This is a genomic window from Hyphococcus sp., assembly GCF_965228385.1.
Taxonomy (GTDB): Bacteria; Pseudomonadota; Alphaproteobacteria; order Caulobacterales; family Parvularculaceae; genus Hyphococcus.
Genome location: NZ_OZ245810.1, coordinates 3,337,527 through 3,363,313, shown reverse-complemented (window position 1 = coordinate 3,363,313; position 25,787 = coordinate 3,337,527). Strand labels below are relative to the sequence as shown.

Sequence of the window (25,787 nt, the reverse complement as noted above, 5' to 3'; positions counted from 1 at the left end):
TCCTTTATCGAACGCCGAAACGAAGATAGCCCGCCCGCAAAGCCGCATGCAAGCGGGCCGCGTCTTACTTCTGTTTATCCGCTTTTTCTCTTGCGAAATATTCTTTCGTCAATTTGAACACCAGCGGCGACAGCGCCAGCAGCGCAATCAGGTTCGGCGCGGCCATCATGCCGGTGAGCGTATCGGTTGCGAGCCACACCGTGTTGATGACGGCGTCCACGTCTTCGCCGGCGTAAAGCACCAGCGTTGCGGCGAAAACGATGAGCACATAAACGATCCGGTAAGGCAGTATCGCTTTCTCACTGAAAAGATATTCCGCGCAACGCTCACCGTAATAGCTCCAGCCCAGAATGGTGGTGAAGGCGAATAGCGCCAGCGAGATTGTCACCACATGCCCGCCTATTCCGGGCAGCGCCGCCTCAAACGCCGAAATCGTGATGGGCGGGCCGGTGTCGCACACAGCCGGCATGACGTCGTTGCTGAGAATGGAAACCGCATTGCATTCCGGCGGAATGACGCCGGTGGCCAGGATGGCGAGGCCGGTAATCGAGCAGATTACGATTGTGTCGATAAACGTGCCGAGCATTGCGATGATGCCCTGATTGACGGGATCCTTGTTTTTCGCCGCCGCATGCGCAATCGGCGCCGAGCCTTGTCCCGCCTCGTTTGAAAAAATGCCGCGCGCGACGCCGCGTTGCATGGCCAGCATCAACAAGGCGCCGGAGAAACCTCCGACCGCTGCATCAAAACCAAAAGCGCGCTTGATGACCAGCATGAACGCGTCAGGGACGGCGTCAATATTCAGCACCAGCACGATAACGCCTGCGATGAAATAAAACGCCGCCATGGACGGCACCAGTTTTCCGGCGACATTGGCGATGCGCTTGATGCCGCCGAGGATCACCGCGGCGGCGAGCCCCATCATGACGAACCCGGTCATCCAGATCGGCACGCCGTAGCTGGAGTTAAGCGCATCGGCGACGGAAATCGCCTGAATGTAATTGCCGGTGCCGAGGGATGCGAAAATGCCGAAAATTGCGAACAGCCCGCCGAGCCATACCCATTTCGGACCCATACCGTTTTTGATGTAATACATCGGCCCGCCCACATGACGGCCGTCGGCGTCGACTTCCCGGAATTTCACCGCCAGGACGCCTTCTGAATATTTTGTCGCCATGCCCACAAGCGCGGTCATCCACATCCAGAACAGCGCGCCCGGCCCGCCAATGGCGATGGCGACCGCGACGCCGGCGATATTGCCGGTGCCGACCGTTGACGACAGCGCCGTCATGAGCGCGCCAAAAGGCGATACATCGCCCGCCTCCGCGTCATGGCGCTTTCCGCCGCGAATAAGCTGACCGAACGCATAAGGGATGCGCAGGATCGGCATGAAACCGAGGCCAATGGTGAGATAAAGCCCGGTGCCGAGGAGCAGCGCCAGCATCGGCACGCCCCAGACAAGGTTATTTACAGAGCCGATCAGGTCAGAAATCACGGAAAACGCCCCTCCACTTGGGAAAACAGAAGCGCGCACACTATGCGGGGCCGCCCCGGCCCGGCAAGGCCATTTATATCACGGCGCGAAATTCATCGGCGCGTGTTCCGGCGATGTTCCGGAATGTGGCTGATCTTGTTGCAATCAAGGCGATTTCGTGAAGCAAAACAAAGCTGTGACGTACATCACAGTCCATCATTTAATGGCGTTGTAAGGTTAATGCTATGAGGACACCGCATCCTGAACGTCTCGGGGGAGAGCGTTCCGAAAGTCCGGTCCCGGTTCGGGGAGATGGCGGGACGGATTTGCGGAGGGTTTCCGGAAAGCAGCAGGGCCGGAAACCCACGGGGGAGAAAGGCGCCGGGCCAATCGCCCAAGCCGGCTGGGCGCCTTTCAAAAAGAGACGGCCCTGAAAGACAGCTTGCGTAAAAGCGTCTTCAGGGCCGTTTTCTCTTAATGCGTCTTGTCAGCCCTTATGGGCGCGAAAAGACGACGCGCCGATTAATCATCGTCGTCGTCAACGACATCCGCCGGACCTCTAGTTTCAGGATCGCCGTCATAGGCTTCTTCCAGAGGGTCGAACTCGCCGTCATTTTCAGTGGCTTCGTCATACCCGACAGCGCCGGCGCCCGCAGCGGCGCCAAGCAGGCAACCCGAAAGCGACAGGCTCATAAACAGCAGTGCGATAATCGATGCGATCTGTTTCATCGCTAAGCTCCTTTGTTGGCCGGCGCGCAATATCCATACGCAAATGCGCGAAGGCGCGTTTGAAACACACGGCCAACAAACAGAGATAAACCGAAGAGGTTCCGGCGCACCGTTAACCACATGAAAAAGCTGATTTATTTATTCAGCTTTTTCTTCTTCGGCTCCGGCTTCCCCGGCTGGGGCCTCTTCTGCTGGCGCAGCGGAAGCCTCAGCAGCCGCGGCCTTCGCCGCTTCTTCCTTGTCTTTCTTTTCCTGCTCGCGCTCCTGCGCTTTGGCGCCCGGCTTGCCCTTGTTCGGGTTGTCGCCGTGTTCCCATTTCACCAGTCCGTTGACGGAGAAAAACCGCGCGACCCGGTCCGACGGCTTGGCGCCCTTGTCGAGCCAGTGCTTGGCGCGGTCGGCGTCGTACTGCACGCGGTTTTCGTTGGTTTTGCCCAGCAGCGGATTGTAAGTGCCGATCTTTTCGATGAAGCGGCCGTCGCGAGGGCTTCGCGAGTCCGCGACGACGATTGAATAGAACGGGCGTTTCTTCGCCCCGCCCCGGGCCAGTCTGATTTTCAACGACATGTTGGTTTCTTTCCTTTTATGTTTCGGTTGAGAGTTCAATAAATTTTCCGGTCATCCCGGACTTGATCCGGGATCCAACAAATAAGTAAAGCCGGGCAAAGCCCGCCATTTTGCTTTTGCTGGTTTCCGGCTTTCGCCGGAATGAGCGGGGGATGAAGATTGAACAGGCGCATCACTTCTTCTTCCCCACACGCTTATCCCAGAGTGCAGCAACCACACCCCAGAGAATTATAATTATGACACTGACAATGTAAGGCAGGCCTACTTCCGGCAGCACGCCAATTACAGCTTCACCGACATTTCCGCCTTTCTGATTCACAGCCATGGCAACAATGCCGAGCATAAACAGTAAAAACAGCGTGATGGCCAAAACAGATCGCAAAATCATTTCTTCTTCCCCGTCCCCGGCATGCCGAGGCCCGGCGGCATCGGGGCCTGACCTGAGAGCGCCTTTTCGATAGCGTCGAAGTCAAGATCGTCCGTAGACGAAGCGCCTTTTCCCTTGCCGCCTTTCATCAAGTCGGCTGCGTCCGGACCGCCGCCCCCGCCCAGCGCGCCGGCGAGGTCGCCGCCGCCCATCATGCCCAATTGCTTGGCCATGCCCTGCATGCCGCCCCCTCTTCCGCCCATTTTGCCCATCTTCTTCATCATGTCGGCCATCTGGCGATGCGCCTTCAAAAGCTTGTTGACCGCCTGCACGGAAGTACCCGACCCGGCGGCGACGCGTTTTTTGCGTTTGGCGTTCATCAGCGCCGGTTTTTTGCGCTCCTGCTTCGTCATGGACGAGATGATCGCTTCCTGGTGAACGATCTCCTTGTCATCGAGGCCGCCGGCCTGTTCGGCCATCTTTTTCATTTTGCCCATGCCGGGCATCAGCCCCAGGATCGCGCCCATGCCGCCCATCTTGCGCATCTGTTTGAACTGATCGGCGAGGTCATCCATGTCGAACTCGCCCTTGGCCATTTTCTTGGCGGCGCGCTTGGCCTTCGCCTCATCCATTTCCTCGGAGGCTTTTTCGACCAGCGAAACAATATCGCCCATGCCGAGAATGCGGCCGGCCATGCGTTCGGGCTCAAAGGTGTCGAGCGCGTCTATCTTTTCGCCGACGCCGACAAACTTGATCGGCGCGCCGGTGACCGCGCGCATGGAAAGCGCCGCGCCGCCGCGCGCATCGCCGTCGATCCGTGTCATGACGACCCCGGTGACGTCGACGCGGGCTTTAAACTTTTCCGCCGTCGTCACCGCATCCTGACCGGTGAGCGCATCGACGACGAGCAGCGTTTCGATGGGAGTGGTCGCCTTATGAATATCGGCGATCTCGGCCATCAGCTGTTCGTCGATGGATAGCCGGCCAGCCGTATCAAGCATCACGACATCAAAGCCGCCGAGCTTGCCCGCCTCCATGGCGCGCTTGGCGATGTCGCGCGGGGATTGCCCGGCGATGATGGGAAGCGTTTTCACCTCGGCCTGCTCGCCGAGGATCGCCAGTTGCTCCTGCGCGGCCGGGCGGCGCGTGTCGAGCGAGGCCATAAGCACTTTTTTCTTGTCGCGCTTTTGCAAACGAAGCGCGATCTTCGCGGTCGAAGTGGTTTTGCCCGACCCTTGCAGGCCCACCATCATGATCGCCGCGGGCGGCGTCACAGCGAAGGAGAGCGACGCGTCTGTGTCCCCGCCCAGCATATCCACCAGCGCATCATGGACAATTTTGACGACCTGTTGGCCGGGCGTGACCGAGCGCAGGACTTCGGCGCCGACAGCGCGTTCCTTTACCTTGCCGATGAATTCCTTGGCGACGGGGAGCGCAACGTCGGCTTCCAGCAGGGCCACGCGCACCTCGCGCAGGGCGGCCGAGACGTCTTTTTCTTCGAGGGCGCCTTTTCCGCGAAGACCTTCGAAAATACTGCCTAATCTATCGCTTAGACTATCAAACATCGATGCCCTTCTGGTCTCGAAACCATTTCCGCCGGCCGCAAAAGCCCTCAAACGCCAAATACCGCCGCGGGCGCATTACGCCGGCGGCGGGACATCCCCGGCCCCGTCCCTTTTTCAATACAGGGGGTCGTGCCGGCAGACGCGGGAAAGGTTCAATTTTCCCGAAATTCGAGGCGCATATAGAGGTTGGGAGCCGGTATGGCAAGCGGGCGGTATCCCAGATCGCGAATCTCCGGCAAGAATGCGAGGACTACATCAAAAGGCCCGCTTCATGCCCTCTTCCCTCAGATCCTGCCGGAATATCGATGACTTGAGAAAACTCGCGAAACGGCGGCTGCCGTCGCCGATCTTTCATTATATCGACGGCGCGGCGGAGGATGAAACGACTTATCGGCGCAATACGGCAAGTTTTGCGGATTGCGATCTTGTGCCCAATATTCTGGAGGGCGCCGAAAAGATTGACATGTCGGTCGAGGTGATGGGCTGCAAACTCGCCATGCCGCTGTTCTGCGCGCCCACAGCCCTGCAAAGACTTTTTCACCCCGATGGCGAGCGCGCTGTCGGCGCCGCTGCGGAAAAATTCGGAACGCTTTTTGGCGTCTCATCTCTTGCGACCGTCAGCCTCGCAGAAATCGCCGAGACCATTCGCACCCCGAAAATGTTCCAGTTCTATTTTCACAAGGATCGCGGCCTCAACGCGCAGTTGCTCGCCCGCGCCAAAGCCGCGCAATTCGACGTTCTGGCGCTGACAGTGGATACGATCGTCGGCGGCAATCGCGAGCGGGATTTTCGCACGGGCTTCACCACGCCGCCGAAACTGACGCCGGCAAGCCTTTTCAGTTTCGCGACCCATCCGGGCTGGACGCTGAATTTTTTAAAACACGGAAAATTCGAATTGAGCGAGTTGAAGGATTATGTCCCGCAAGGGTCAGACAAGCCTGTCTCGGTGCAGGATTATTTCACCGGCATGCTCGACCCGACCATGACCTGGCGGGACGCAGAAGACTTGCGCGCGCAATGGGACGGCGCATTTTGCCTGAAAGGCGTCATGAGCGTGGAGGATGCGCGCCGGGCCGCTGATATGGGCGCTGACGCCGTCATGGTGTCGAACCATGGCGGCCGGCAACTGGACGGGGCGCGCGCGCCCTTCGATCAGATCGCGGAAATCGCCGACGCCGTGGGCGACCGCCTGGATGTTATCCTGGACGGCGGAATTCGCCGCGGCAGTCATGTTCTGAAGGCGCTCGCCGCCGGGGCGAAAGCCTGTTCGGGCGGGCGCCTCTATCTTTATGCGCTGGCCGCAGCCGGTCAGCCTGGCATCGAGCACGCGCTGGGCCTTTTGCGCGACGAAGTCGAACGCGACATGCGATTGATGGGCGTTCAGAAGGTCGGCGATCTACACCCCGGCATGCTGCGCTATCGCAGCCGGTAATGTGTATAAGGCGCGTCTTTACAAAAACGCCAGCGGCATCATGTGTTCCGGTTCAAACTGTCCGATCTCGCCCAGACGCTCAGGCTGCAGGATTTTTATGTTCTTCCGGTCAGGCGCAATGAGTTCTTCTTTCGCAAATATTCTTACAACACGATGTGTATGCGCGATGGACAATCCGGTCGCGTCTGCAACATGCTGCTGAGTGATGGGCGCATCCAGCGGATCATTATGCGTGGTCATTCCGGAGAGCACCGCCCGTTCATGTAAAGACGCAAATAAATAAGCAATTCGTTCGTCAGCCGTCTTGCGGCCAACCGCCGTAATGTTCGCGTCAAGAAAATGCTCCTCGCGCGCCGCCTGCCAGACGATGCGAAACGTCAATTCCGGCTGGCGTTCGAGCAAAAGGTGGAAATCACTGCGCGGAAATACGCACAGCGTCACGTCGGTGAGGGCCTCGACCGAATGATCCATCTCCTGGTCAAGCGCCGCCTGCAGGCCCAGCAACGCCCCCGGCAAGGCGAAATTGGTGATCTGCGAACGCCCGTCTTTCAGCGTGATCCGCCGCGCCGTCCAGCCTTCATAGAGCGTATAAAAATGCGCCGCGCTGGCGCCCTGGGCCATGATATCGGCGCCCGCGTCAACGCGCAGCTCTCCCAACCGAAAGTTGCGAATGAATTTCAATATCTCAGAGTCTACGGGCTGAAAGCATTCCAGCGGCCGTAACTTACATGACGTACAATCAAATGAAGCCTTATCCATTTAATGGGCTTAGGCCTGACTAGCGCGCAGCACAAGGCATCATATGATGGAGAAGCCTTACCCTATAGCTGTTACGTACGAGGAGAATAACCCGGCCAGGGGGCTGTGGAGGGCAATATGTCGAAACGCACGCTCAAACCTCAAATCCATCTCAGCCTGGAGGAAATGCAGGCGATTGACGAATGGCGGTTTGAAAACCGACTTCCCTCACGCGCGGCGGCGATACGGGCGCTGATCCGCCGCGGTCTAGAGCGCGAAGTCAGCGATAAGAGAAATAATAAGGAGGCTACGGATGATTCCGAGCCCTCCCGCCAGATGGTTCACGCCAACATATGAACGATAAATACCGACGCGACTGCGCTGGCGTTATTTTCGCGGGCGGTTCTACCGGCCAAACCAGCGCCGCCATGTTCCGATATTTCGCTGATAAACACCCATCAGCCCGCCTTTGGCGTTATTATCGAGAAACTTCAGTACGCCGAACAGCCATAAGGTGGCGACGATCAGGATAAATACGCCATTGGATGCGGCTAGCGAAAAATAGTAGCTCGCCGTCAAGGTCTCGGGGAAAAAGAAACGCCCCAGCAGATGCCAGAGATTCACAACAAGATAAAGACAATAATAGCCGAAAAAAATCTTGTGAATAAATGCGCCGTTCAGCCGCTCGGACCGCCAGAGCGTATAAAACAAACCCAGCACAACGATATTCATTGGCGCAATCACGTTGACCGCAGAGTCGCTCAAAAAATAATATAAGGCGTTACTGACGACCCAATCGGCGGCGATGATCATCGCCGCCAGTTTCAGGTTTTTGGACCCCGAAAGAAAGACCAGCACAATTCCTGAAAACAGGAATGCGCCGTATCGTATCAGAACAGTCCATTCGTCAGCAGAGATACGACCGTCTCCTTAATGGGTTTCTTTGGCGTCCCGCCGCCAGCTTGGAAAAACAGGAAAGCGCCCTGTTCAGCAAGATTCTGAATGACATTGTGACTGTTGGTGACAACATGCGCAAGCTGAACAAGCCATGCATCGCCCGCCGCCTGCGCCCCGGCGGCGGCTTGAATGTCGGCCGCCATTTGCATCGGCGCATCGCTGTTCAGCTTCTCGGCCGCGCTGGCGCCGGCGGTTGTCAATGCTGCTACGCCCGCTAGGAGCGGCGCCTTGTTAATCGGTTTGCCTGCAGCTTTTTCTTTAGCGGCTTCAATTATTTTCTTTTCGAAACGCAACAGTTCAATCTGCTCTTTGCGCAAATCTTTCCTCGCCATGCTTTTCTCCTTCGCTAGGTAGCCTTCTGGCGAACCAAGGAGACGGCGAAGCGGTTAATCTTGACTTAATTTATTTTGGAGGGAGTCCTTACTATGGCGTCATTATGCTGATCATCCGTGTATTAACTTATGAATAGCCCGTTACCTTTTTATCAACATAGGTTAATAAGGGTGGCGCGCCTCGGGCGGGACCAGTTTCATCCGGGAGCGAAACAATCCTGTTATTTTGTAACCGGACCCAAGAAAAGTCACAGGCCGGCCAAAGATGGTGAAAGAAGGCGCTTGCCTTGTGCAAAGTATAGGTTAATAAAAAAGAACGGATGGAATGCGTCTGCAGTCCATCTCTTGAGAGGGGAGAGAGTCTTGGGAGATGACGAAAAAAAGCGCGCGGAAACGCTTTACCGCCGGCTTTTGAACATTTTCCCGAAACAACGGGGGAATATCGTCATATTCCCGGGAGCTGAGCCGTCTCGTCAACATTCGAAAAAGCCTCAAGCAGCGCATGTGCGCCCCGGGCGGCAATCTCAAGCTGGCGGTGAAAGTCTTCCGGAAGATCGGCCTCACAGGATTGAAGAATTGTTAAAGCGGTTATTTGAAGACCTTTCAAAAGACGATTAGCCCGCACATCTTCCTTATGCTCGCCCGGCAAGCCCGGTGTTCTGTCATCCACATAGGCGACCAGATTTTGCACGGCGTCCGCCAGCTTGTCTTCGTCAAGCGCTTCGGCGCGTCTTAGGCCACCCATTTTCGCGACAAGCGCCAGAACGCCATAGCGCGCGGCGATCGGGCACAGCACCGGCGCCGTGATGGTCGGCCGATGCGCGTGGCAAGCCTTGGCGTCGATTTTTGCGTCCGGATCGGTAATCATCGCACGCGGCACGTCCAGCGCTTTTGCGATGGCGTCTATCCATAAATCCGTCAACGGTCTTTCGCCACTTTCCAGCCGCGATACGTAGTCCGGATAAACGCCAATCAGCCTGGCGAATTCTCGCGGACTTAAAAGAAAAGCAAGCCGCAATTCCTGAATATTATTGGACATCTCATTTTTTTCACGCCGCAAATTCTCCAAGCAGGAACGGACCGGTCATATTCACGCGCCTGCGGTATCAAGAGAGTGGCTTTTGTCTGAAGACCTCTTCATCCAGTTCGCCTTCCCATTTGGCGACGGCGGTCGCGACGGCCGTGTCGCCAGTAACGTTAGTTACGGTCCGCATCATATCAAGCAGCCTGTCGAACGGAAAGATAAAGCCGATGACGAGTGCTATATGTTCGGGGCTGACGTCAAAGACCCCGAGTACGATCGACAGGAGAAACAACGATGCTGACGGAATGCCGGCGGCGCCGATGGACACCAGTGCGCAGGTCAGCGCAATCATCAGATAATGCTGCGGGTCGAGCTGATAACCGAAGGCCTGCGCCGTAAAGAGCGCGAGAATGCCGAGATAAAGCGACGTCCCGTCCATATTTATCGTCGCGCCCAGCGGCAGGACGGAACCGGCGACGGATTTTCTAACGCCGAGGTTTTCCGTGGCGGCGCGAATAGTGACCGGCAATGTCGCGGACGATGACGATGTTGAATAGGCGACCATCATCGGGTCGAGAATTCCACGGAAATAATCGACAAACGGCAAGTTCAAAATGATCCGCACAAGCCCGCCATAGACAATCAGCATGTGCAGCGCACAGCCGAGATAAACCGCAATCGTCAAGCTGAGGATTGCGGTGAAGGTCGCGATCCCTTGTGTGCCCGCGACGTAAGCGATCAATCCAAACACGCCGAAAGGCGCAAGCTCCATGATGATATGCGTGACTTTAAGAATGCCTTCCGCCGTCGCCTCGAAAAAACGGCCGGCCGCCTCGCCCGCTTCGCGCGCCATCAACAGGCCGACGCCGAGCAGCAGGGCGAAGAAAATCACGGCGAGAATATCGCCTTCGACCAGCGCCGCGAAAGGGTTTTCAGGAATGATGCCCATCAGGCGTTCGCCAAGGCTCGGCGCTTCGCCTGCAAGCGGGCGCGGCTCCGCGCCCCCGAGATTCACGCCTTCGCCGGGACGAAACAACAATCCCATGCTCAAGCCGATAAGATTGGCGAAAAACGTTGTGCCGAGATAGAGCAAAAACGCTTTCACGCCGATCGTGCCGAGCTTTTTCGGATCGCCCATGGCATAGATGCCTGCGACAAGTGTGAAGAAAACGAGCGGGACGACAATCATCCGTATCAGGCGGATAAAGACATCGCCAATCACCCTGACCTTGGCGAGCAGCGCCTCGCCCGCTTCGGGCGACATTGTTTGGGAGACAAGAAGTCCGAAAGCGACGCCGAGAACAAGACCCAGAAAAACCCGTTTCCAAAGCTTTATTCCAAACCACCAGGCCATAGCCGCCCCTTTATGTCTTTATTGCGCGCGATACGCTAAAGCGGCTTGGCGCGTTATGAAAGGCCTATCGCCTTGACGGCGCGATCATAAAGCTCGCGAAACGGCTGCATTCGATCCGGCCCAAGCGAACCGATGGCGATCAACGCTTCCCCTTCTGTTTCAAGGCGTACGCCGCGCGGGCGCATATCGCCGGACCAGTCGCTCCAGTCCGGCTGACCGTCAATCATGAAAACCAGCTGCAGCCGGTTTCCGTTTTCAACGCCGATCCTCAGGCCGTAAATCGTTTCGCGATTGAAAAGACCTTTTGCGGTCGCCACCCGGCGATCGTCAAAGAAAACTTCATCCACAAAAGTGCTGCGGCGCCACCGCAAGACGTGCAATTCGCCTTCGATGGAAAGCTTTATGTCGACCTTGCGCCATGCTCGGTGCATGAGCGTAGCCGTTACGCCGTTCACTGGTCCGCCTCCATCAGCATTGTCGCAAAATATGCATATTCAAGGGCCGTGCGATAAGCGAGCTGGTCCTGATTGGCCGTGCCGCCGTGGCCGCCTTCGATATTTTCGTAATAGAAAAAATCATAGCCAAGCGCGTCCATTTTCGCCGCGGCCTTTCGCGCATGACCGGGATGCACCCGGTCGTCCTTGGTGGACGTATAGAACAGGACTTTCGGATAGTTCTTGTCGGCTTCAAGTTTTTGGTAGGGCGAGTATTCTGAAATATACGCCCATTCCTCCGGAATATCCGGGTTTCCGTATTCGCCCATCCACGACGCGCCCGCGAGTAATTTGTTATAACGCTGCATATCGAACAATGGCACGCCGATATCGAGCGCCGCATAAAGGTCCGGGCGCTGCGTTAACAAAGCGCCCATCAAAAGCCCGCCATTGGAACGACCGATGGCGCCGAGCTTTTCTGGACTGGTGACGCCGGTTTCGATCAAATCCTCCGAGATCGCAATAAAGTCGTTAAAGGCGCGCTGGCGATTTTCCTTCAGCGCCGCCTGATGCCAGCGCGGCCCATATTCAGACCCGCCGCGAATGTTGGAAAGCACCAAGACGCCGCCGCGCTTCACCCACATAAGCCCGGCAAGCGCGCCATGCTGCGGGCGGGATGGGTCGCTGTAATAGACCGGCAGCGTTGCCGATAAAAAACCGCCATAAGCGTACTGAACCGTCGGCGCGTCACCTTCTTTCAACACTGAATCCTGCGCCATGATGTAATAGGGAACTTTTGTTCCGTCAGCTGACGTTGCAAAGCGTTGCTCCACCACAACGCCGGTCGCATCGTAAAAAGGCGGCGTATCCATGATTTTCCGGACCTCGCCGTCCTTGCCGGCGTCAACAAAATATAGCGAGTCCGGCGTGGTCAGGCTTTCGAAGGAAAACAGGGCGTCATCGGTGCCGCCGCCCGATGAAACGAGGGATACGACGCCGTTTTCGGGTAATGGGATTGGCGCTGCGTTCCATGTTCCCTGCTCCGGATCGCGCATCAGACGCACGGCCGCGCCTGATACGTCGTCAAGATACTGAATGATGATGCTGGATTTGCCGATGCCAACGGATTCAATGGACTCGTTGTCAGCGGCGCTCATGACCAGTTCCGCACGCTCATTTTCCAGATCATAAGCAACAACGGCGCCTTGCGGATACGTCTCCTCTTTGAAATTCCATACCTCGCGCAGGAAAAATATCACACGGCCGTCAAGCATGCCTTGAATATCTGCATTCAACGGCAAGGGGAGTTTCGTCGTGTTCCCATCGTCCTGTGCGAGGAAAAACTCCCGCTCAAAAAACGATTGTCCGCGCTGCACGAATTCATAGGGCGCGCCGCCGTCGCGATAGACAACGGGCGTCGCCGCCACATCGTCCTCATTCACGCGCAGTACAGTTTGCGCCTCATCAAGACCGTCGCCGCGGCGCACGCGCCTGACTTCGCGCGCATAACCGGAACTGGTGAGCGAATTTTCGCCCCAGTCGGTTCCGACCAAAAGCGTGTCGCTATCAACCCAGGCGACGCCGCTTTTCGCTTCCGGTATAAAAAAGCCGCCTTCGACGAATTCTTTCGTTTGCGTATTGAACTCACGCCACAGACCTGCGTCCTTGCCCCCGTCAGAAAGTTCGACCATGCAATGAACGTAAGCGGGCGACAGACAGACCGTAGCGCCTCTCACCCAGTTGCGGTCCTCCCTTGCGGCGAGCGCGTCAAAATCGATCAGGATTTCCCAATCGGGCTCACCGGCGCGATAGCTCTCTACGCTGGCCCGGCGCCATAGGCCGCGAACGTGATCGTCATCCTGCCAGAAATTATAAACAGCGCCGTTTTGAATCTCGCCGAGAGGCAAACGCGCTTGCGAAGTCAGCACCGACAGCGCCTCCTCAAGCATTGCGTCGAAACGCGGGTCGGCTTCAAGTTCGGCCTGTGAGCGCGCGTTTTGGGCCTTTACCCAATCAAGGGCTTTTTCGCTTTCCACCTCTTCAAGCCAGAGAAAAGGGTCATCCTGCGCCAGCGAGGCCGAGTTCGCGGCGAGCGATGCTGCCGCAGCGCAAAAAAGAAATCTGATCATGAATGAAAAACTCCGTTTTATGAAACCGCCGCAGCTATTTTGTTAACCATACAAACCCCTGACGGAACTGCAAACGCGCACGCGAGGCGCCGAATTTGTTTTCAAACATAATAAAATTTTCGCGGCCCGTTTAGAAAAGGATTTGCGGCTGGCCGCTAGATTGCAACGCCGTGGCGCAATTAAGCAATTTGGGACAACCATACGATGTTCAAAACCGAAGCCCGTCGATACCGCCGGATCAGCCTGGATATGCCGGCGCGCATCACCATTAACGCCACTGAAGAACATGATGGCCGCCTGTTAAACATTTCGCCGGGCGATATGGCGCTAATCTGTGATGCGAAGGTGGTTGTGGGTGATGCGGCCGTAATCTCCATCGACGGCATCGATGTTATCGAAAGCACGGTGGCGCGCACTTTTCCCGATGGATTCGCCACATCGTTTATTCTGTCGCGGCGGCGGCGCGCCGTATTGATCGAACAGCTGATCCTGCGCGCGAATCCGGATTTCGCCGAGGGGCTTGACGACCGGCGCGGATCTCCACGGCACGGCGCCGGCGCCGCCAGAACAGTTTGCCGCCTTGCCGATGGAACTTCGCTTTTCGTCAAAATTGTCGATACGTCTGTAAACGGCGTTTCCGTAGACGCGCCGCGCCGCCCACAAGTTGGATCGGCTATTCACGTAGGGCGGCGCCGCGGGGTGATTATGCGCCACACGGCGCGCGGCTTCGTCGTCGTTTATGACAAGCTGGGAGATCAGACGGGCGACGACCAAATTCTCCGCGCTGTCTGACCTTAAAGTCCGGAAATTCCAGCCTAGTAGCGTGAAGCCCCGGCCTGATCGCCAAGAACGATCGGGCCCAGATTGTTCAAAACGCTGCGCGCATCGAACGCCTGCGGATTGTCGTCAGGCTTTGAGCCGCGATACATGACAATGAATGTCACCGCAGAATAGCGCGTAATCTCCCGCGTGTAATAGTCATCATACGGAGACCCCCAGCCAAATCCGTACGCATAATACGGAAATGCGTAATAGGGACGATGGAAAGGACGGCCATAGCCGTAGCGTCCGTAAAACGCCGGCCCCGAACTGCGATAGCTTGTGCTCATTTCGGTGTCGTTCTCCACAGCAATGAAAAAGTCATAGCCGCGGTCAAGCGTCAGTTCGGCGGCGCGGAAGAGCAACGAGTTTTCGACAGTCTCTCTGGAGGTCAGCGAATTTCCGCGAAACGTGATGCGGTAGCGATTTTCTTCAATGCGTTGATCGGAAAATCCATAGCCGCCGCCCGTCGATGCAGGGCCGTACGGCGTTGGTGTTGCGCAGGCGGCGAGCATAACAAGCGCGGCCCCGCCTAACGTCAATAATCGAAACATGGTTGCGTCTCCCGGTGAAAACATCATCGCCCCAGACAATAATACAACCGCGGCGTCCCTGCTGCAACGCCCGAAATTTCACTTAAATCACTCTTCACGCGGCTTTGATGACGGCGAACCCTGAGAATCGACGCCAATTCTAAGCCCTTCCGCCGCAGACTTGATATGCAGATCGCGTTGCGGAAACGGCACCTCAATGTCCATTTCAGCCAGGAGATCCCAGATCGCCATCATGACGTCGCTGGTGACGTTCTTGGTGCCGTTCGCGGGATCATTGATCCAGAAGCGCAAATCGAAATTGATGGAGCTGTCGCCGAATTCCATCAGGTTGCAGCGCGGCGCCGGCGTCTTCAAAACGCGGTCGATGGTGAGCGCGGTTTCTTCGGCGCGCCGCGCCAGCGTGCGCAAATCCTGCGTATTATAGGAAACGCCGAACGGCGCATGCAGGCGCACAACGCGGTCGTCATGCGACCAGTTGACAACGCCCTCTTCGATAAAACGATCATTCGGGACGAGATAGGCGGTGCCGTCGCGCGTGCGCAACGAAACGTATCGCGCATTCATTTGCGTCACCCAGCCATAAGCGCCGTCAATTTCGATGACATCGCCGGGTTTGATCGACTTGTCGGCGATCAGGGTAAAGCCCGCGAAGAAATTCGACACGGTCCGCTGCATGCCAAGACCGATGCCAAGACCGATGGCGCCGCCGAAAATCGCAAGCGTGCCGAAAGGAAAACCGACGATCTGCAGGGCCGCGACCAGCGCCACAATCGGCAGCAACACATCGAGAATTTTAGCCAACAGCGCCTTGAACGAAACGGTCAGTTCATCGATTGCGTTGATGCGCCCGGTAATCAGCGTATTGATGAGGCGCGCGCCCCAGAACAGCACGCCGAAGATGAAAAGCGTACGCACAAAATCGAGTGCGGAAAATCGCTGCTGCACGCCGTTTTCGCTCTCGCCGATAGGGAAGGCGAAAGCGTCGAGTTGGCGCACGACATCGTCGAGAACCCCGAACGCATCGAGCGCCGCAATGGGCCACACCACGTAAAACGCAACCTTCGACCAGAATGGCGAGCGAATGACGAGCGTGACCAGCCGAATGACAATCCACGCCGTTAAAAGGCTGACCCCGGCGGATATAAGACCGGTAGAGCTGTTTGCCGTCTGCAGCGCCACGACCGCCGCTTGCAGGAAAATATAAAGGGCGATCGGGGTCGCCAGATGCGCGAACGCGTTTGCAGCCCGGCGCAGCACGCCATAGGGCGCGCGCGGCGCGACCTGGTTTTGGATAATCTTGCGCAGGCGCGGTCCGAAAAAAGCCGCGGGAATAATGGCCGCAACGAGAATCGCCGCTTCAATCGCAACGCCCATCGTCAACATCTGATTTTGGAAGCCATCCCAAAGCTCCAGCGCGCGATCGCGCATGCTGGCGACGTTGATCAGTTCATCTTCAAGTTCTACAGGCGGGGCGTCCTCGGCTGCGGGGGCGCCGGCTGTGGGGGGAACGGCGTCTTCCGGCGAGGCTTCAGCCTGCCCGCCCCCGTCTGGCGCGGTATCGCCCGCATCTGTCTGTTCAGGCGGCGTTTCACCTGTTTCACTGTCTTCTTGCTGCGGCGGCGCGGGCTGCTGATCCTGCATGAACGAATATTTCTTCTTACGTTGCTGACGTTGTGAAAATGCGTTCTAGCATTATTTTCCGTCAGGCGGAAAGCTCGGCCTGATGGCGGGAGAGCGTGGAACAGCCCTCCTTGGCGAGCGCCAGCAATGCCTGAAACTGTTCATCCGTAAACGGATCGCCCTCCGCGGTCGCCTGAATTTCCACCAGGCCGCCTGAACCGGTGATGACGAAATTGGCGTCGGCCTGCGCCGTTGAATCCTCATCGTAATCAAGATCGAGCGACGGCGCGCCGGCGACCAGACCGCATGAAATCGCCGCAACAGACTCCCGGATCGGGGATGATTTGATAATCCCCTGCTGTAACGCCCATGCGCACGCCTGATTGAGCGCAACCCATGCGCCGGTGATTGACGCCGTGCGTGTGCCGCCGTCCGCCTGAATAACATCGCAATCAATCAGGATCTGGCGCTCGCCGAGCGTTTTCAGATCGACCACAGCCCGCAAGGATCGGCCGATCAGGCGCTGAATCTCCTGCGTGCGGCCGGACTGGCCGTTTTTCGCTTCGCGGCGCATGCGCTCATTCGTGGAGCGTGGGAGCATGCCGTATTCGGCCGTCACCCAGCCGCGCCCGGAACCGCGCAACCAGGGCGGAGTGGTTTCATCCCAGCTCGCGGTGCACAAGACATGCGTGTCGCCAAACTTGATGAGACACGATCCTTCGGCATGCTTGACGGCGCCTGTTTCAAAGGAAACAGGGCGAAGTTCGTTAAAGGCGCGGCCAGACGGTCTCATGAAAATCTCCTTGGAAAACGCGCCTTCCTACGCCTGCGGCGCGGCGCTGTCGACCTCGCGCCTATAGAAAAGCGCAATAAGAAAACCGCCAGACGCAATGGCTCTTGCCCGGAACGCTAAGTGCATTACTTTTACGGTAGTTCTGGAAGCACCGTTCTGGCTGATTATGATCGCACTCAACGACATTGACGTTCGCTCGCGCGAAATTTTTCGCCGCCTTGTGGAGACATATCTATCCACCGGCGAACCGGTGGGCTCGCGCACGCTGAGCCATGATACCGGTATCGCTGTTTCCGCCGCGACGATCCGTAACGTGATGGCGGATCTGACGGATCTGGGTTTACTTCATGCGCCGCATGTTTCCGCCGGGCGCCTGCCGACCGAGCTGGGCCTCCGGCTGTTTGTCGATGGTCTGATGCAGGTCGGCGATCTGTCGCCTGAAGAAAGGCGCGCAATTGAAACTGAGTCGAATGAAACCAATAGCGCTGAAACGCTTCTGGAGGCTGCGGCGTCGCGCCTTTCCGGCTTGACGCAAACCGCAAGTCTGATCGTGACGCAAAAATCGGATTCGCCCATGCGCCAGATCGAATTCGTCAAAACCAGCCCCGGTCAGGCGCTTGTCATCATGGTGTTTGAAGACGGCCGGGTTGAAAACCGGATTATCGACGCGCCCGATGATCTGCCGCCCTCTGCGCTGATCGCGGCTGGCAATTATCTGAATGCGCGGCTTCGGGGACGATCGCTGTCCGAAACCCGAACGCATATAATCGACGAAGTGGAGTCTAACCGGGCTGAACTGGATGAACTGACCGCGCGGCTGGTGCGCGACGGCGTCGCCCGCCTTTCCGGCGACGACAACTGGACCATGGTTGTGCGCGGCCGCGGCCACCTGCTGGACGAAACGGCGCAGGATATTGAGCGGGTCCGGATGCTGCTCGACGACCTTGAAAAGAAACGCGAGGTCATAGAACTGCTGACGGCCGCCCGGGACGGGGAAGGCGTCAAAGTCTTTATCGGCTCGGAAAACCGGCTTTTTTCACTCTCGGGCTCATCTGTGATCACGGCCCCCTATCGCGACGAAAAACGCCAGATTGTAGGGGTTCTGGGCGTCATCGGCCCGACCCGCCTGAATTACGCCAGGGTTGTCCCCATTGTGGATTACACGGCTGAAGTCCTCTCGCGGATGTTGAAATAAGCTGCGCCCGCGCGTACATGGCCATCGATCAAGTTTCCCATCACATAACGCAGTTCTGAGCGAGACCTATGAGTGAACGACCCGATTCAACGCCCGGCGCCGATGAAAACCTTTTCGACGATCCGGAACAGCTAGGCGAAGACGATCTTGCCGACGAGACAACCGGCGATGCGCCGAAGCAAAACCCGCTCGTTGCCGCGAAAGAGGAAATCGCCAGTCTCAATGACAAGGTTTTACGCCTCGCGGCCGAACTTGAAAATACGCGCCGCCGCGCCGAACGCGAGAAAGCCGACGCAGGCAAATATGCGATTTCGGCTTTTGCGCGCGACTTGATCAGCGTGCTTGATAATTTTGAACGCGCGTTGCGCGCCGCAGGCGACAGTGAGGATGCTTCGGTCAACAATTTGGTGGACGGCTTGCGGATGACCGAAAAAGAGCTGCTTGGCACGCTGGCGCGGCACGGCGTCAACCGGATTTTTCCGGAGCGCGAGAAATTTGATCCCAACCTCCACCAGGCGGTCGCCCAAATTCCGCATGCGGATATTCCGTCCGGTCACGTGGTCGATGTGGCGCAATCGGGTTTCACGATTGGCGAGCGCGTCTTGCGCGCAGCCATGGTGACAGTGTCAAGCGGGCCGGGCGAAGGCATGCGGTCAGACGGCGACGATGACGGCGAACTTCCGCCGCGCGTCGATACGACGGTTTAACCCGTCCCTGCTGTAAACATCGCTCTTAAAGCCTGGCGCAGTTGCTCCAATCCCTGTTTGGAACTTTTCGCGCAAGGCGAGGTTATCAGGTGACGAGACCGCTTAACCGCAAAAGGCGCCGCCTGTGGCCATTGAAAAAATCTATGCGCAATTAAGTTGCAGCGATATCGTCAATAGCGCCAAATGGTTTCAGACATTATTCGGCCGCGCGCCGGACGCGCGCCCCATGAACGGTCTTGTTGAATGGCGTCATGAAAAGCAGGCCGGTTTTCAGTTGTTTGAAAACCCCGGCGATGCGGGCCGGGGCACAATGACATTGATTGTGAGCGCACTGCAAAAAGAGCATGAGCGGCTTACTGAAGCCGGCATGGCGCCGCCGGCCATCGAGCCGGCAGACAGCGTCAGCCTCGTCCGGTTGCGCGACCCGGACGGCAACCTCGTTGTTCTGGCGCAGCCGGGACGCGCATAATCCGGCCTTTGCTACCCTTTCGCCCGAACCAATATTCCGATTGCAGAATTAAGCCGCCGGCGCCGCCTTTTTCACCGCGTCGTCCACATAAGGCTCATAGACCTTGAAATTCTCAACAAACATCGCCGCGAGTTTCGCCGCCTGCGCATCATAGGCGGCGGCGTCTTCCCAGGTGTTGCGTGGATTGAGAATGCGTTCATCGACGCCGGGAACGCTTGATGGAACGTCAAAACCGAAAACGTCGTCCTTGCGCATGGGCGCATCGTTCAAGGAACCATTCAGCGCGGCCGTCAACAGGGCGCGTGTTTCCTTGATGGGCATGCGCTTTCCAACGCCATGGGGCCCGCCCGTCCACCCGGTCGAGACGAGCCAGCAATGGACGTCATGTTTGTCGATCAGCTTACCCAAAAGGGCGCCGTATTCCGACGGATGGCGCGGCATGAAGGGCGCCCCGAAACAGGTTGAAAATGTCGCTTCGGGGTCGTTCCCCAGGCCTTTTTCAGTCCCGGCCACTTTGGCTGTGTAGCCGGACAAAAACATGTACATGGCTTGCGCGGGCGACAACCGCGCAATCGGCGGCATAACGCCGAAGGCGTCGCAGGTCAGCATGATGATGTTCTTGGGATGCGTCGTCACCCCGTCGAGACTGGCGTTTGGAATATAGTGGATCGGATAGGCGCCGCGCGAATTTTCGGCCAGCGTTGCATCATCGAGATCGAGTTCGCGGGTCGCCGGGTCCATCACGACATTTTCCAGCACCGTGCCGAAGCGCCGGGTCGTGGCGAAAATTTCCGGCTCCGCTGACGCAGACAGGCGGATCATTTTCGCATAGCAGCCGCCTTCGAAATTAAACAGACCGTTTGGCCCCCAGCCATGTTCGTCATCGCCAATCAGCGTGCGATTAGGGTCCGCGGAAAGCGTGGTTTTCCCTGTGCCCGACAACCCGAAAAATATCGCCGCATTGGCGCCGTCGCCCACATTGACGGAACAATGCATGGGCATGACGCCCTCTTCGGGCAGCAGATAATTCAGGATCGTGAATACCGATTTTTTCATCTCGCCGGCGTAGGACGTGCCGCCGATCAGTACGAGACGGCGCGTGAAATCCACCGCGATCACGGTTTTTGAACGGCAGCCGTGACGTTCCGGGTCGGCTGCAAAACCCGGCAAATCCACGACAGTGAAGTCCGGCTCGCCTTCGCCGGAAACCGAAGGGCGCTCATTCATGGGCGGGCGCACCAGCAAATGCTGAATGAACAGGCCATGCCAGGCATATTCGGTAAAAACGCGTACTTTTATGCCGTATTTGCGATCTGCGCCGCCGGCAAGGTCCTGCATTATAAGATCGCGCGCGTCAGCATAGTCGAGCATGTCGCGATAGAGCGCATCGAACGCGTCTGGCGTCATCGCCTTGTTGGCGTCCCACCATACCGACTTATCCGTTTCCGGGCCCCGGACGACAAATTTGTCCTGCGCTGAGCGTCCCGTATGTTCACCGGTGCGCACGACCAGCGGCCCGTCTGCGGCGATCTCGCCCTCACCGCGCTGCACCGCCAGCTCATAGAGCGCCGAGGCTGTTAGATTCGCCAGACTGGCCGGCGCACGATCTTCGAAGCAGCGGGCCCCACGCTTTTTTGTCGCGGGCGCCGCCGTTGCTGATAGGCTCATTCATTTCCTCCCGAAACCTCACCATGATGAGGGCGCGCATGCACAGCATCGCCGCCAATGCGCATCACGCTCTTAGCCGCAAAATTTGCCGATGACCACAATCCCGGCGGGCAATTTTTGGTGAAAAGCCTGTCTTTGTGTTCATTAACCCTGTTTTTTTAGAAGCTGTTAAACGCGGCGCGCAAGGCTCGCGGGCTGAAGGGCGGAATGCTATGGAAACCATGTTCGATTTTCTGTCGGTATTGCTTCTGATCGCAGCAACAGGGCTTTTCGTTGTCCGTATTCGCTATGAAGACCCGCCGCCAGCACCGTATTTGCTGATTGCGCTTGTGGCGATTGTCGGCGCCTGGCTGGGCAATAATGGCGGCGGCCCGGCGGCGGTTGCGCTGATGATGGCGAGCGCTTTCCTGGCTCTGCAGATCGCCAGCCAGCCCCTCGATACATCGCCGGATGATGCGCCCGGCCATCTGGCGTAAGTCGAACGAGCGCACAAAAACCCTTTCCGTTTTGAGCCGGAAGCGGAACAGGCGTATGTAGCGGTTTTTCGCAACCGCCCGGTCACGACGCCCGATGCCACAAAACGACAGCCACGCCATTCCGGATGCAGACGCCGACAAGCACATCGTCGACATCCTGATAGAAGAGCGCGCGCAAAAGCTGATCGCCTCGCCATTGTGGCCGCTTTATCGCGCAATCTTATATCCGCTTCTTCTGCACGGGCCCGCGGTCAGGCTGGCCGACAAGATTGCGGACCTTTCAGGTTTTGAGGTCATGCAAGAGGTCAGCGCGCTCTTGCACTTAAACATTGATGCAACGGGGCTGGAACATGTGCCGGAAAAAGGACGTGTCCTGATTGCCGCAACCCACCCTACCGGCATTCCGGACGGCGTGGCAATGTTTGACGCCCTCAAAGACCGCCGGCCGGATATGATTTTCTTCGCCAACCGCGACGCCATTCGCGCCGCGCCCCGTCTGGAAGAGATGATCATCCCCGTTGAATGGGTGGCGCAAAAGCGCACGATGCTGCGCTCTCGCGAAACGCTGACAAGCGCCATCAAGGCGTTTCAGAACGAACGCTGTGTCGTTCTCTTTCCCTCCGGCCGCCTCGCTTTCATGGATGACGACAAGCAGCTTACCGAACAGGATTGGCTGTCCTCGCCAGCGATTTTCGCACGCAAATATGATTGCCCGATCGTTCCGGCGCATATCGAGATGCGTAATTCCTGGCTTTATTACTGGTTCTGGAAACTGAACAAGGAATTGCGTGATATCACGCTGTTCCATGAGCTGTTGAACAAAAAGGGCAAGACCTACCGGATCACCTTCGGGCCGCCGATACCGCCGGCCGCCCTCAAAGGCGATCCGAAAATCGTATCGGATGCGCTCCGAAAACACGCCATGCAACTCAGCCATGCGACGCGGCCCTGGCGGCCTGCGGAGGAGGCGGCGGAGAGGGTTACTCCTCCGCCGACGTCACCGTAATCGGCGCGCGCGTCAGCACTTTCTTGTAGCCGTGAACAAACCGCAGCTCGTACTCGCCGGGCTCCTTGGGAGCGCGCAAACGCAGCGGGCTGCCGCTTTTTGTGTAGGCGTAATTTTCATATTTGTTGTCGGGAGCGCCTTTCTTGGAAATAGCCACATAGTCGCCCTGCCCCGGCGGCGGACCGGTGAAGGCGATTTCGATTGTCTCGCCAGCCTTGGCGGATGACGGTCCGTCTAGCGTGGCGCTGGCCGGCGTCACTGTAATCGGCCGGCGCGCAAGCACCTTTTTATTAGCCTGAACAAATCGGATCTCGTATTCGCCGGCGTCGAGCGGCATACGGATCTGCGCGGGACTGCCGCTTTTCGTATACTCATAATCGGTGAACTTGTTATCCGGCGCGTCCGGCGCGATCACGGTAATCCAGTCGCCGGACGCCGGCTCCGGTCCCGTAAAGTCCACGCTGACGGTCTCGCCAGCGACTGCCGTATCATTCGCGGAAAGCGTCGCCGTCGCTTGCGTCACCGTAATCGGCTGGCGCGCGATGACTTTCGAATTGCCCTGCACGAACCGAATTTCGTATTCGCCTGGCTCAAGCGGCATGCGCACCGTCGCCGGGCTGCCGCTTCGCGTGTAATGATAGTCGTTGTATTTCTTCGGCGGCGCATCCGGCGCCGTTACCGTTATCCAGTCGCCGGAGGCGGGCTCCGGTCCTGTAAATTCAATCTGGACTTCCTCGCCTGCAACCGCCGTTTGCGGACCGCTGACTGACGCCGAGGCGGCGGTGACGGTTATGGGGCGGCGCGCCAGAACTTTTGTATTATTCTGTACAAAACGCAATTCATATTCGCCGGCTTCAAGCGGCATACGGATGGTCGCAGGACTGCCGCTTCTTGTATAGTGATAGCTGGTGTATTTGTTATCCGCCGCATCCGGCGCAACGATGGTGACCCAGTCGCCGGAACCGGCGGGCGGTCCTGTAAACTCGACAGAAATTTCCGACCCGGCGATTGCGGTGTCGGGAGCGCTCAACGTAGCGCTCGCGGGCGTGACCGTCATATTGATGCTGGCGAGCGTGCGGATCGGGCGCCCAAGCATGTAACGCAGCTCGTAATCGCCGGACTCCACCGGCAGGCGTATTTCGGCAGGTGAGCCGCCGCGCGTATAGGCGTAAGTGATATAGGCGCCGTTGTCCGCGTCTTTTTCAGCGATGGCGATGTAATCGCCCCGCCGGTCAGGCCCGGTCCAGTGAACCTTGACGACGGATCCCGCCACGCCTTCCCCGGCCGGTTCGGCGCGCAACGTCGCCTCGACAGGGAATGTCAGGGCGATGGTTACGGTTTTCCACGTATTTTCGTCAATCCGGACGCCTTTCTGATCGCCCGTCAAACCGTCGGCGGGCCGGGTGACAGTTATGTCGTAAACGCCGGGCGCAATCACGGCGTCGACAACGCCCGCATCGCTCTCAGTAAACACGGCGTCGCCGCCGCCGGCGGGCGTCACAGACCATTCAAGACCTTCTTCGATGACAAGCCCGCCTTCGAGTTCTGTGGCGCGCAGACGGACTTTGGTTTCCGTTACAACTTCCGGCGCGGCGGCGACGGTTTCTTCCAGCGCGTCGGAAAGCTCGTCGGCGTCCGAGGCTGAAACATAGTCGCCGCCGGTGTTCTCCGCGATGCAGCGCAACTGCGCGGCGTCGTTTTCTTCCGTTACGTCAAAGCCAATAACGTGCGCGGTAAAATCGACGCCTGCTTGTTCCAGCGCGGCGGCGACGCCGCAGGGGTCCGGCGCGCAGGTTTCAATGCCGTCGCTGACGAGAATAACCGTCGCCTTGTTTTCCGTATATTTCAGTTTTTCCGCCGCAAGCTTGATGGAATCCGCCATGGGCGTTTTGCCTTTGGGACTCAACCCCTCGACAGCCGCGGCGATGGCGGCGCGATCAGCGCCAACTGCGGCCAGTTCCTCGATATCTGCGCAATCGCCTTTACGGTTATGGCCGTATGCGATCAGGCCGAGGCGGCGCTCCGGCGGCAAATCGCTCAGCAGATCGCCGAGAACGCGCTTCGCGATGGCGATCTTCGCCTCCCCTTCAATCTGGCCCCACATGGAGCCCGAAGCGTCCATGACCAGAATCGCGTCGCCGTCATCTGCGGCGGCGGTGGAAATCCCCGCCAGGATTGAGAAAAAAAGAGCGATCAGCGTGCGCAAAACCATAGCGTCCCCCTATTGGCGTGCAGTGCGCCCAGCCTAGAGAGGCTTGCCCGCAAGCAAAAGCTTTTTCTGCGGCTAACTTTGCAGCCTTTGTCCGTGTCCTGCTCAGGCGGACTGGCGATAGGTCAACTCCAGGAAAACGTCTTCCAGATCGGATTCCACCGTCGACAGGTCTTTCACGGAAACCCCCGCCGCATAAAGACGTTCAAGGATTTCAGCCACTTGGGTTTTGCTCGGCTGGTATGGGATGGCGAGGCGCCCGTCGGGTTTGACCTCAACCTCGAAGGCGCCGAGATCGGGCGCCGCGTCGGTCTCCTCCGAGGGCGTCACCATCAGGGTTTTGCGATCAAGCGAGGAAATCAGCTTTTCCGTCGGTTCGCAGGCTACGACATCGCCATTGTGGATGATGGCGATTTCCTCACACAGCTCCTGCGCCTCTTCAAGATAGTGCGTAGTCAGAACAATCGTCACGCCCCGGGCATGCAGCTCCATAACATAATCCCAGAGCTGTTTTCTGAGTTCAATGTCGACGCCGGCCGTCGGCTCATCAAGAATGAGAATGGGCGGCGAATGCACCATGGCTTTCGCGACGAGCAGGCGCCGCTTCATGCCGCCGGAAAGATTGCGTACATAAGCGTCGGCTTTTTCATCAAGGCCAAGCGCTTTTAAGATTTCCATGGAGCGCCGTTTGGATTTCGGCACGCCGTAAAGGCCGGCCTGTATTTCCAGCCCTTCAAGCGGGGTGAAGAAAACATCCATATTGATTTCCTGCGGCACGACGCCGAGGGCCGCGCGCACCTGACGCGGATTACGGTCAAGGTCGAACCCCCAGACCGACACCTCGCCCGCCGTTTTCATCACCAGGCCGGAAAGGATATTGATAAAGGTCGATTTGCCGGCGCCGTTGGGCCCCAACAGGCCGAAAATTGAGCCGCGCTTGACGAGAATATCGATGCCCTTCAGCGCTTCTTTCGGGGGTGATTTGCCGGAAGCGCGATAGGTTTTGCGCACGCCGCGCGCGGCTATGGCGTAGTCTGCGTTGGGATTGAAATCCATGTAAAAGCAAGCTCCTCAAGCCCGCTTATCGCGCTGGGGCGAAAGCGGGTCAACTGCGCGGCGCGGCTGGTGAGCGTCAGATTTTCCGGCCGCTTGTATAGGATGACTTACAT

The 25,787-nt window shown here is 57.9% G+C and carries 26 protein-coding genes; 8 read left to right on the top strand and 18 right to left on the bottom strand.

What is annotated here, in order from left to right:
• Nucleotides 1-64: 64 nt before the first annotated feature.
• The 5 genes from ACQK2Q_RS15755 to ffh all read right to left on the bottom strand — a co-directional run bounded on the left by ACQK2Q_RS15755 (nucleotide 65) and on the right by ffh (nucleotide 4,702).
• Nucleotides 65-1,444, bottom strand: a complete 1,380-nt coding sequence (locus tag ACQK2Q_RS15755) for an alanine/glycine:cation symporter family protein (RefSeq protein WP_425411178.1) — start codon at nucleotides 1,442-1,444, stop codon at nucleotides 65-67.
• Between the two features lie 552 nt (nucleotides 1,445-1,996).
• Entirely contained in the window at nucleotides 1,997-2,203 is a 207-nt protein-coding gene (locus tag ACQK2Q_RS15750) for a hypothetical protein (protein ID WP_425410698.1), read from the bottom strand.
• 138 nt (nucleotides 2,204-2,341) lie between these two features.
• Nucleotides 2,342-2,770, bottom strand: a complete 429-nt coding sequence (gene rpsP, locus ACQK2Q_RS15745; RefSeq protein ID WP_425410697.1) for a 30S ribosomal protein S16 — start codon at nucleotides 2,768-2,770, stop codon at nucleotides 2,342-2,344.
• A gap of 172 nt (nucleotides 2,771-2,942) precedes the next feature.
• A complete protein-coding gene (locus ACQK2Q_RS15740) occupies nucleotides 2,943-3,158 on the bottom strand; it encodes a hypothetical protein (protein WP_425410696.1) in 216 nt (71 codons plus the stop codon).
• Nucleotides 3,155-4,702 carry a signal recognition particle protein gene (gene ffh, locus ACQK2Q_RS15735; protein ID WP_425410695.1) on the bottom strand — a complete coding sequence of 516 codons (1,548 nt, stop codon included), beginning with the start codon at nucleotides 4,700-4,702 and terminating at the stop codon, nucleotides 3,155-3,157. The genes ACQK2Q_RS15740 and ffh overlap by 4 nt, the downstream gene beginning before the upstream one ends.
• 271 nt (nucleotides 4,703-4,973) lie before the next feature.
• On the opposite strand from ffh, the gene ACQK2Q_RS15730 reads away from it, so the two are divergent.
• The gene (locus tag ACQK2Q_RS15730; protein WP_425410694.1) at nucleotides 4,974-6,134 is read left to right on the top strand and encodes an alpha-hydroxy acid oxidase; all 1,161 of its coding nucleotides are present in this window, start codon (nucleotides 4,974-4,976) and stop codon (nucleotides 6,132-6,134) included.
• Between the two features lie 18 nt (nucleotides 6,135-6,152).
• On the opposite strand, the gene ACQK2Q_RS15725 is transcribed toward ACQK2Q_RS15730, so the two are convergent.
• Nucleotides 6,153-6,815: a Crp/Fnr family transcriptional regulator gene (locus tag ACQK2Q_RS15725; protein WP_425410693.1), complete on the bottom strand. Its 663-nt coding sequence runs from the start codon at nucleotides 6,813-6,815 to the stop codon at nucleotides 6,153-6,155.
• A gap of 195 nt (nucleotides 6,816-7,010) precedes the next feature.
• On the opposite strand from ACQK2Q_RS15725, the gene ACQK2Q_RS15720 reads away from it, so the two are divergent.
• Nucleotides 7,011-7,229 (top strand): ribbon-helix-helix protein, CopG family, encoded by a 219-nt coding sequence (locus ACQK2Q_RS15720; RefSeq protein WP_425410692.1) that lies wholly within the window; start codon nucleotides 7,011-7,013, stop codon nucleotides 7,227-7,229.
• 48 nt (nucleotides 7,230-7,277) lie between these two features.
• Here ACQK2Q_RS15720 and ACQK2Q_RS15715 read toward each other — a convergent pair whose 3' ends face one another.
• From ACQK2Q_RS15715 to ACQK2Q_RS15690, 6 genes are all read right to left on the bottom strand, one after another.
• Nucleotides 7,278-7,730, bottom strand: coding sequence for a hypothetical protein (locus ACQK2Q_RS15715; RefSeq protein ID WP_425410691.1), 453 nt, complete (start codon nucleotides 7,728-7,730; stop codon nucleotides 7,278-7,280).
• A gap of 32 nt (nucleotides 7,731-7,762) precedes the next feature.
• Complete coding sequence (locus tag ACQK2Q_RS15710; protein ID WP_425410690.1) at nucleotides 7,763-8,161, bottom strand: hypothetical protein; 399 nt, start codon at nucleotides 8,159-8,161, stop codon at nucleotides 7,763-7,765.
• A 445-nt stretch (nucleotides 8,162-8,606) separates the two neighbouring features.
• The gene (locus ACQK2Q_RS15705) at nucleotides 8,607-9,200 is read right to left on the bottom strand and encodes a helix-turn-helix domain-containing protein (protein ID WP_425410689.1); all 594 of its coding nucleotides are present in this window, start codon (nucleotides 9,198-9,200) and stop codon (nucleotides 8,607-8,609) included.
• 67 nt (nucleotides 9,201-9,267) lie between these two features.
• Nucleotides 9,268-10,539: a dicarboxylate/amino acid:cation symporter gene (locus ACQK2Q_RS15700; RefSeq protein ID WP_425410688.1), complete on the bottom strand. Its 1,272-nt coding sequence runs from the start codon at nucleotides 10,537-10,539 to the stop codon at nucleotides 9,268-9,270.
• Between the two features lie 53 nt (nucleotides 10,540-10,592).
• On the bottom strand, nucleotides 10,593-10,994 hold the full coding sequence (locus tag ACQK2Q_RS15695; RefSeq protein WP_425410687.1) for a hypothetical protein: 402 nt from the start codon (nucleotides 10,992-10,994) through the stop codon (nucleotides 10,593-10,595).
• The gene (locus tag ACQK2Q_RS15690) at nucleotides 10,991-13,102 is read right to left on the bottom strand and encodes a prolyl oligopeptidase family serine peptidase (protein ID WP_425410686.1); all 2,112 of its coding nucleotides are present in this window, start codon (nucleotides 13,100-13,102) and stop codon (nucleotides 10,991-10,993) included. The genes ACQK2Q_RS15695 and ACQK2Q_RS15690 overlap by 4 nt, the downstream gene beginning before the upstream one ends.
• A 204-nt stretch (nucleotides 13,103-13,306) precedes the next feature.
• Here ACQK2Q_RS15690 and ACQK2Q_RS15685 point away from each other — a divergent pair, with 204 nt between their 5' ends.
• Nucleotides 13,307-13,894 carry a hypothetical protein gene (locus ACQK2Q_RS15685; protein ID WP_425410685.1) on the top strand — a complete coding sequence of 196 codons (588 nt, stop codon included), beginning with the start codon at nucleotides 13,307-13,309 and terminating at the stop codon, nucleotides 13,892-13,894.
• A gap of 23 nt (nucleotides 13,895-13,917) precedes the next feature.
• Here ACQK2Q_RS15685 and ACQK2Q_RS15680 read toward each other — a convergent pair whose 3' ends face one another.
• The 3 genes from ACQK2Q_RS15680 to rph all read right to left on the bottom strand — a co-directional run bounded on the left by ACQK2Q_RS15680 (nucleotide 13,918) and on the right by rph (nucleotide 16,888).
• Entirely contained in the window at nucleotides 13,918-14,475 is a 558-nt protein-coding gene (locus ACQK2Q_RS15680) for a CC0125/CC1285 family lipoprotein (RefSeq protein WP_425410684.1), read from the bottom strand.
• A gap of 87 nt (nucleotides 14,476-14,562) precedes the next feature.
• A complete protein-coding gene (locus ACQK2Q_RS15675; protein ID WP_425410683.1) occupies nucleotides 14,563-16,116 on the bottom strand; it encodes a mechanosensitive ion channel domain-containing protein in 1,554 nt (517 codons plus the stop codon).
• A gap of 61 nt (nucleotides 16,117-16,177) precedes the next feature.
• Entirely contained in the window at nucleotides 16,178-16,888 is a 711-nt protein-coding gene (gene rph / locus ACQK2Q_RS15670) for a ribonuclease PH (RefSeq protein WP_425410682.1), read from the bottom strand.
• Nucleotides 16,889-17,054: 166 nt separating this feature from the next.
• On the opposite strand from rph, the gene hrcA reads away from it, so the two are divergent.
• The 3 genes from hrcA to ACQK2Q_RS15655 all read left to right on the top strand — a co-directional run bounded on the left by hrcA (nucleotide 17,055) and on the right by ACQK2Q_RS15655 (nucleotide 19,259).
• On the top strand, nucleotides 17,055-18,083 hold the full coding sequence (hrcA, locus tag ACQK2Q_RS15665) for a heat-inducible transcriptional repressor HrcA (RefSeq protein ID WP_425411177.1): 1,029 nt from the start codon (nucleotides 17,055-17,057) through the stop codon (nucleotides 18,081-18,083).
• Between the two features lie 68 nt (nucleotides 18,084-18,151).
• A complete protein-coding gene (gene grpE / locus ACQK2Q_RS15660; RefSeq protein ID WP_425410681.1) occupies nucleotides 18,152-18,790 on the top strand; it encodes a nucleotide exchange factor GrpE in 639 nt (212 codons plus the stop codon).
• A gap of 124 nt (nucleotides 18,791-18,914) precedes the next feature.
• A complete protein-coding gene (locus ACQK2Q_RS15655) occupies nucleotides 18,915-19,259 on the top strand; it encodes a VOC family protein (RefSeq protein WP_425410680.1) in 345 nt (114 codons plus the stop codon).
• Between the two features lie 48 nt (nucleotides 19,260-19,307).
• Here ACQK2Q_RS15655 and ACQK2Q_RS15650 read toward each other — a convergent pair whose 3' ends face one another.
• Nucleotides 19,308-20,927 (bottom strand): phosphoenolpyruvate carboxykinase, encoded by a 1,620-nt coding sequence (locus ACQK2Q_RS15650; protein WP_425410679.1) that lies wholly within the window; start codon nucleotides 20,925-20,927, stop codon nucleotides 19,308-19,310.
• A gap of 212 nt (nucleotides 20,928-21,139) precedes the next feature.
• Here ACQK2Q_RS15650 and ACQK2Q_RS15645 point away from each other — a divergent pair, with 212 nt between their 5' ends.
• Together ACQK2Q_RS15645 and ACQK2Q_RS15640 are read left to right on the top strand one after the other, a co-directional pair.
• Nucleotides 21,140-21,403 (top strand): XrtV sorting system accessory protein, encoded by a 264-nt coding sequence (locus ACQK2Q_RS15645; protein WP_425410678.1) that lies wholly within the window; start codon nucleotides 21,140-21,142, stop codon nucleotides 21,401-21,403.
• Nucleotides 21,404-21,497: 94 nt separating this feature from the next.
• On the top strand, nucleotides 21,498-22,409 hold the full coding sequence (locus ACQK2Q_RS15640) for a 1-acyl-sn-glycerol-3-phosphate acyltransferase (RefSeq protein WP_425410677.1): 912 nt from the start codon (nucleotides 21,498-21,500) through the stop codon (nucleotides 22,407-22,409).
• Here ACQK2Q_RS15640 and ACQK2Q_RS15635 read toward each other — a convergent pair.
• Both ACQK2Q_RS15635 and ACQK2Q_RS15630 read right to left on the bottom strand, forming a co-directional pair.
• Nucleotides 22,384-24,621 carry a VWA domain-containing protein gene (locus tag ACQK2Q_RS15635; RefSeq protein WP_425410676.1) on the bottom strand — a complete coding sequence of 746 codons (2,238 nt, stop codon included), beginning with the start codon at nucleotides 24,619-24,621 and terminating at the stop codon, nucleotides 22,384-22,386. The two genes, ACQK2Q_RS15640 and ACQK2Q_RS15635, sit on opposite strands and share 26 nt — an antisense overlap.
• Before the next feature lie 102 nt (nucleotides 24,622-24,723).
• A complete protein-coding gene (locus ACQK2Q_RS15630) occupies nucleotides 24,724-25,674 on the bottom strand; it encodes an ABC transporter ATP-binding protein (RefSeq protein WP_425410675.1) in 951 nt (316 codons plus the stop codon).
• Nucleotides 25,675-25,787 lie beyond the last annotated feature (113 nt).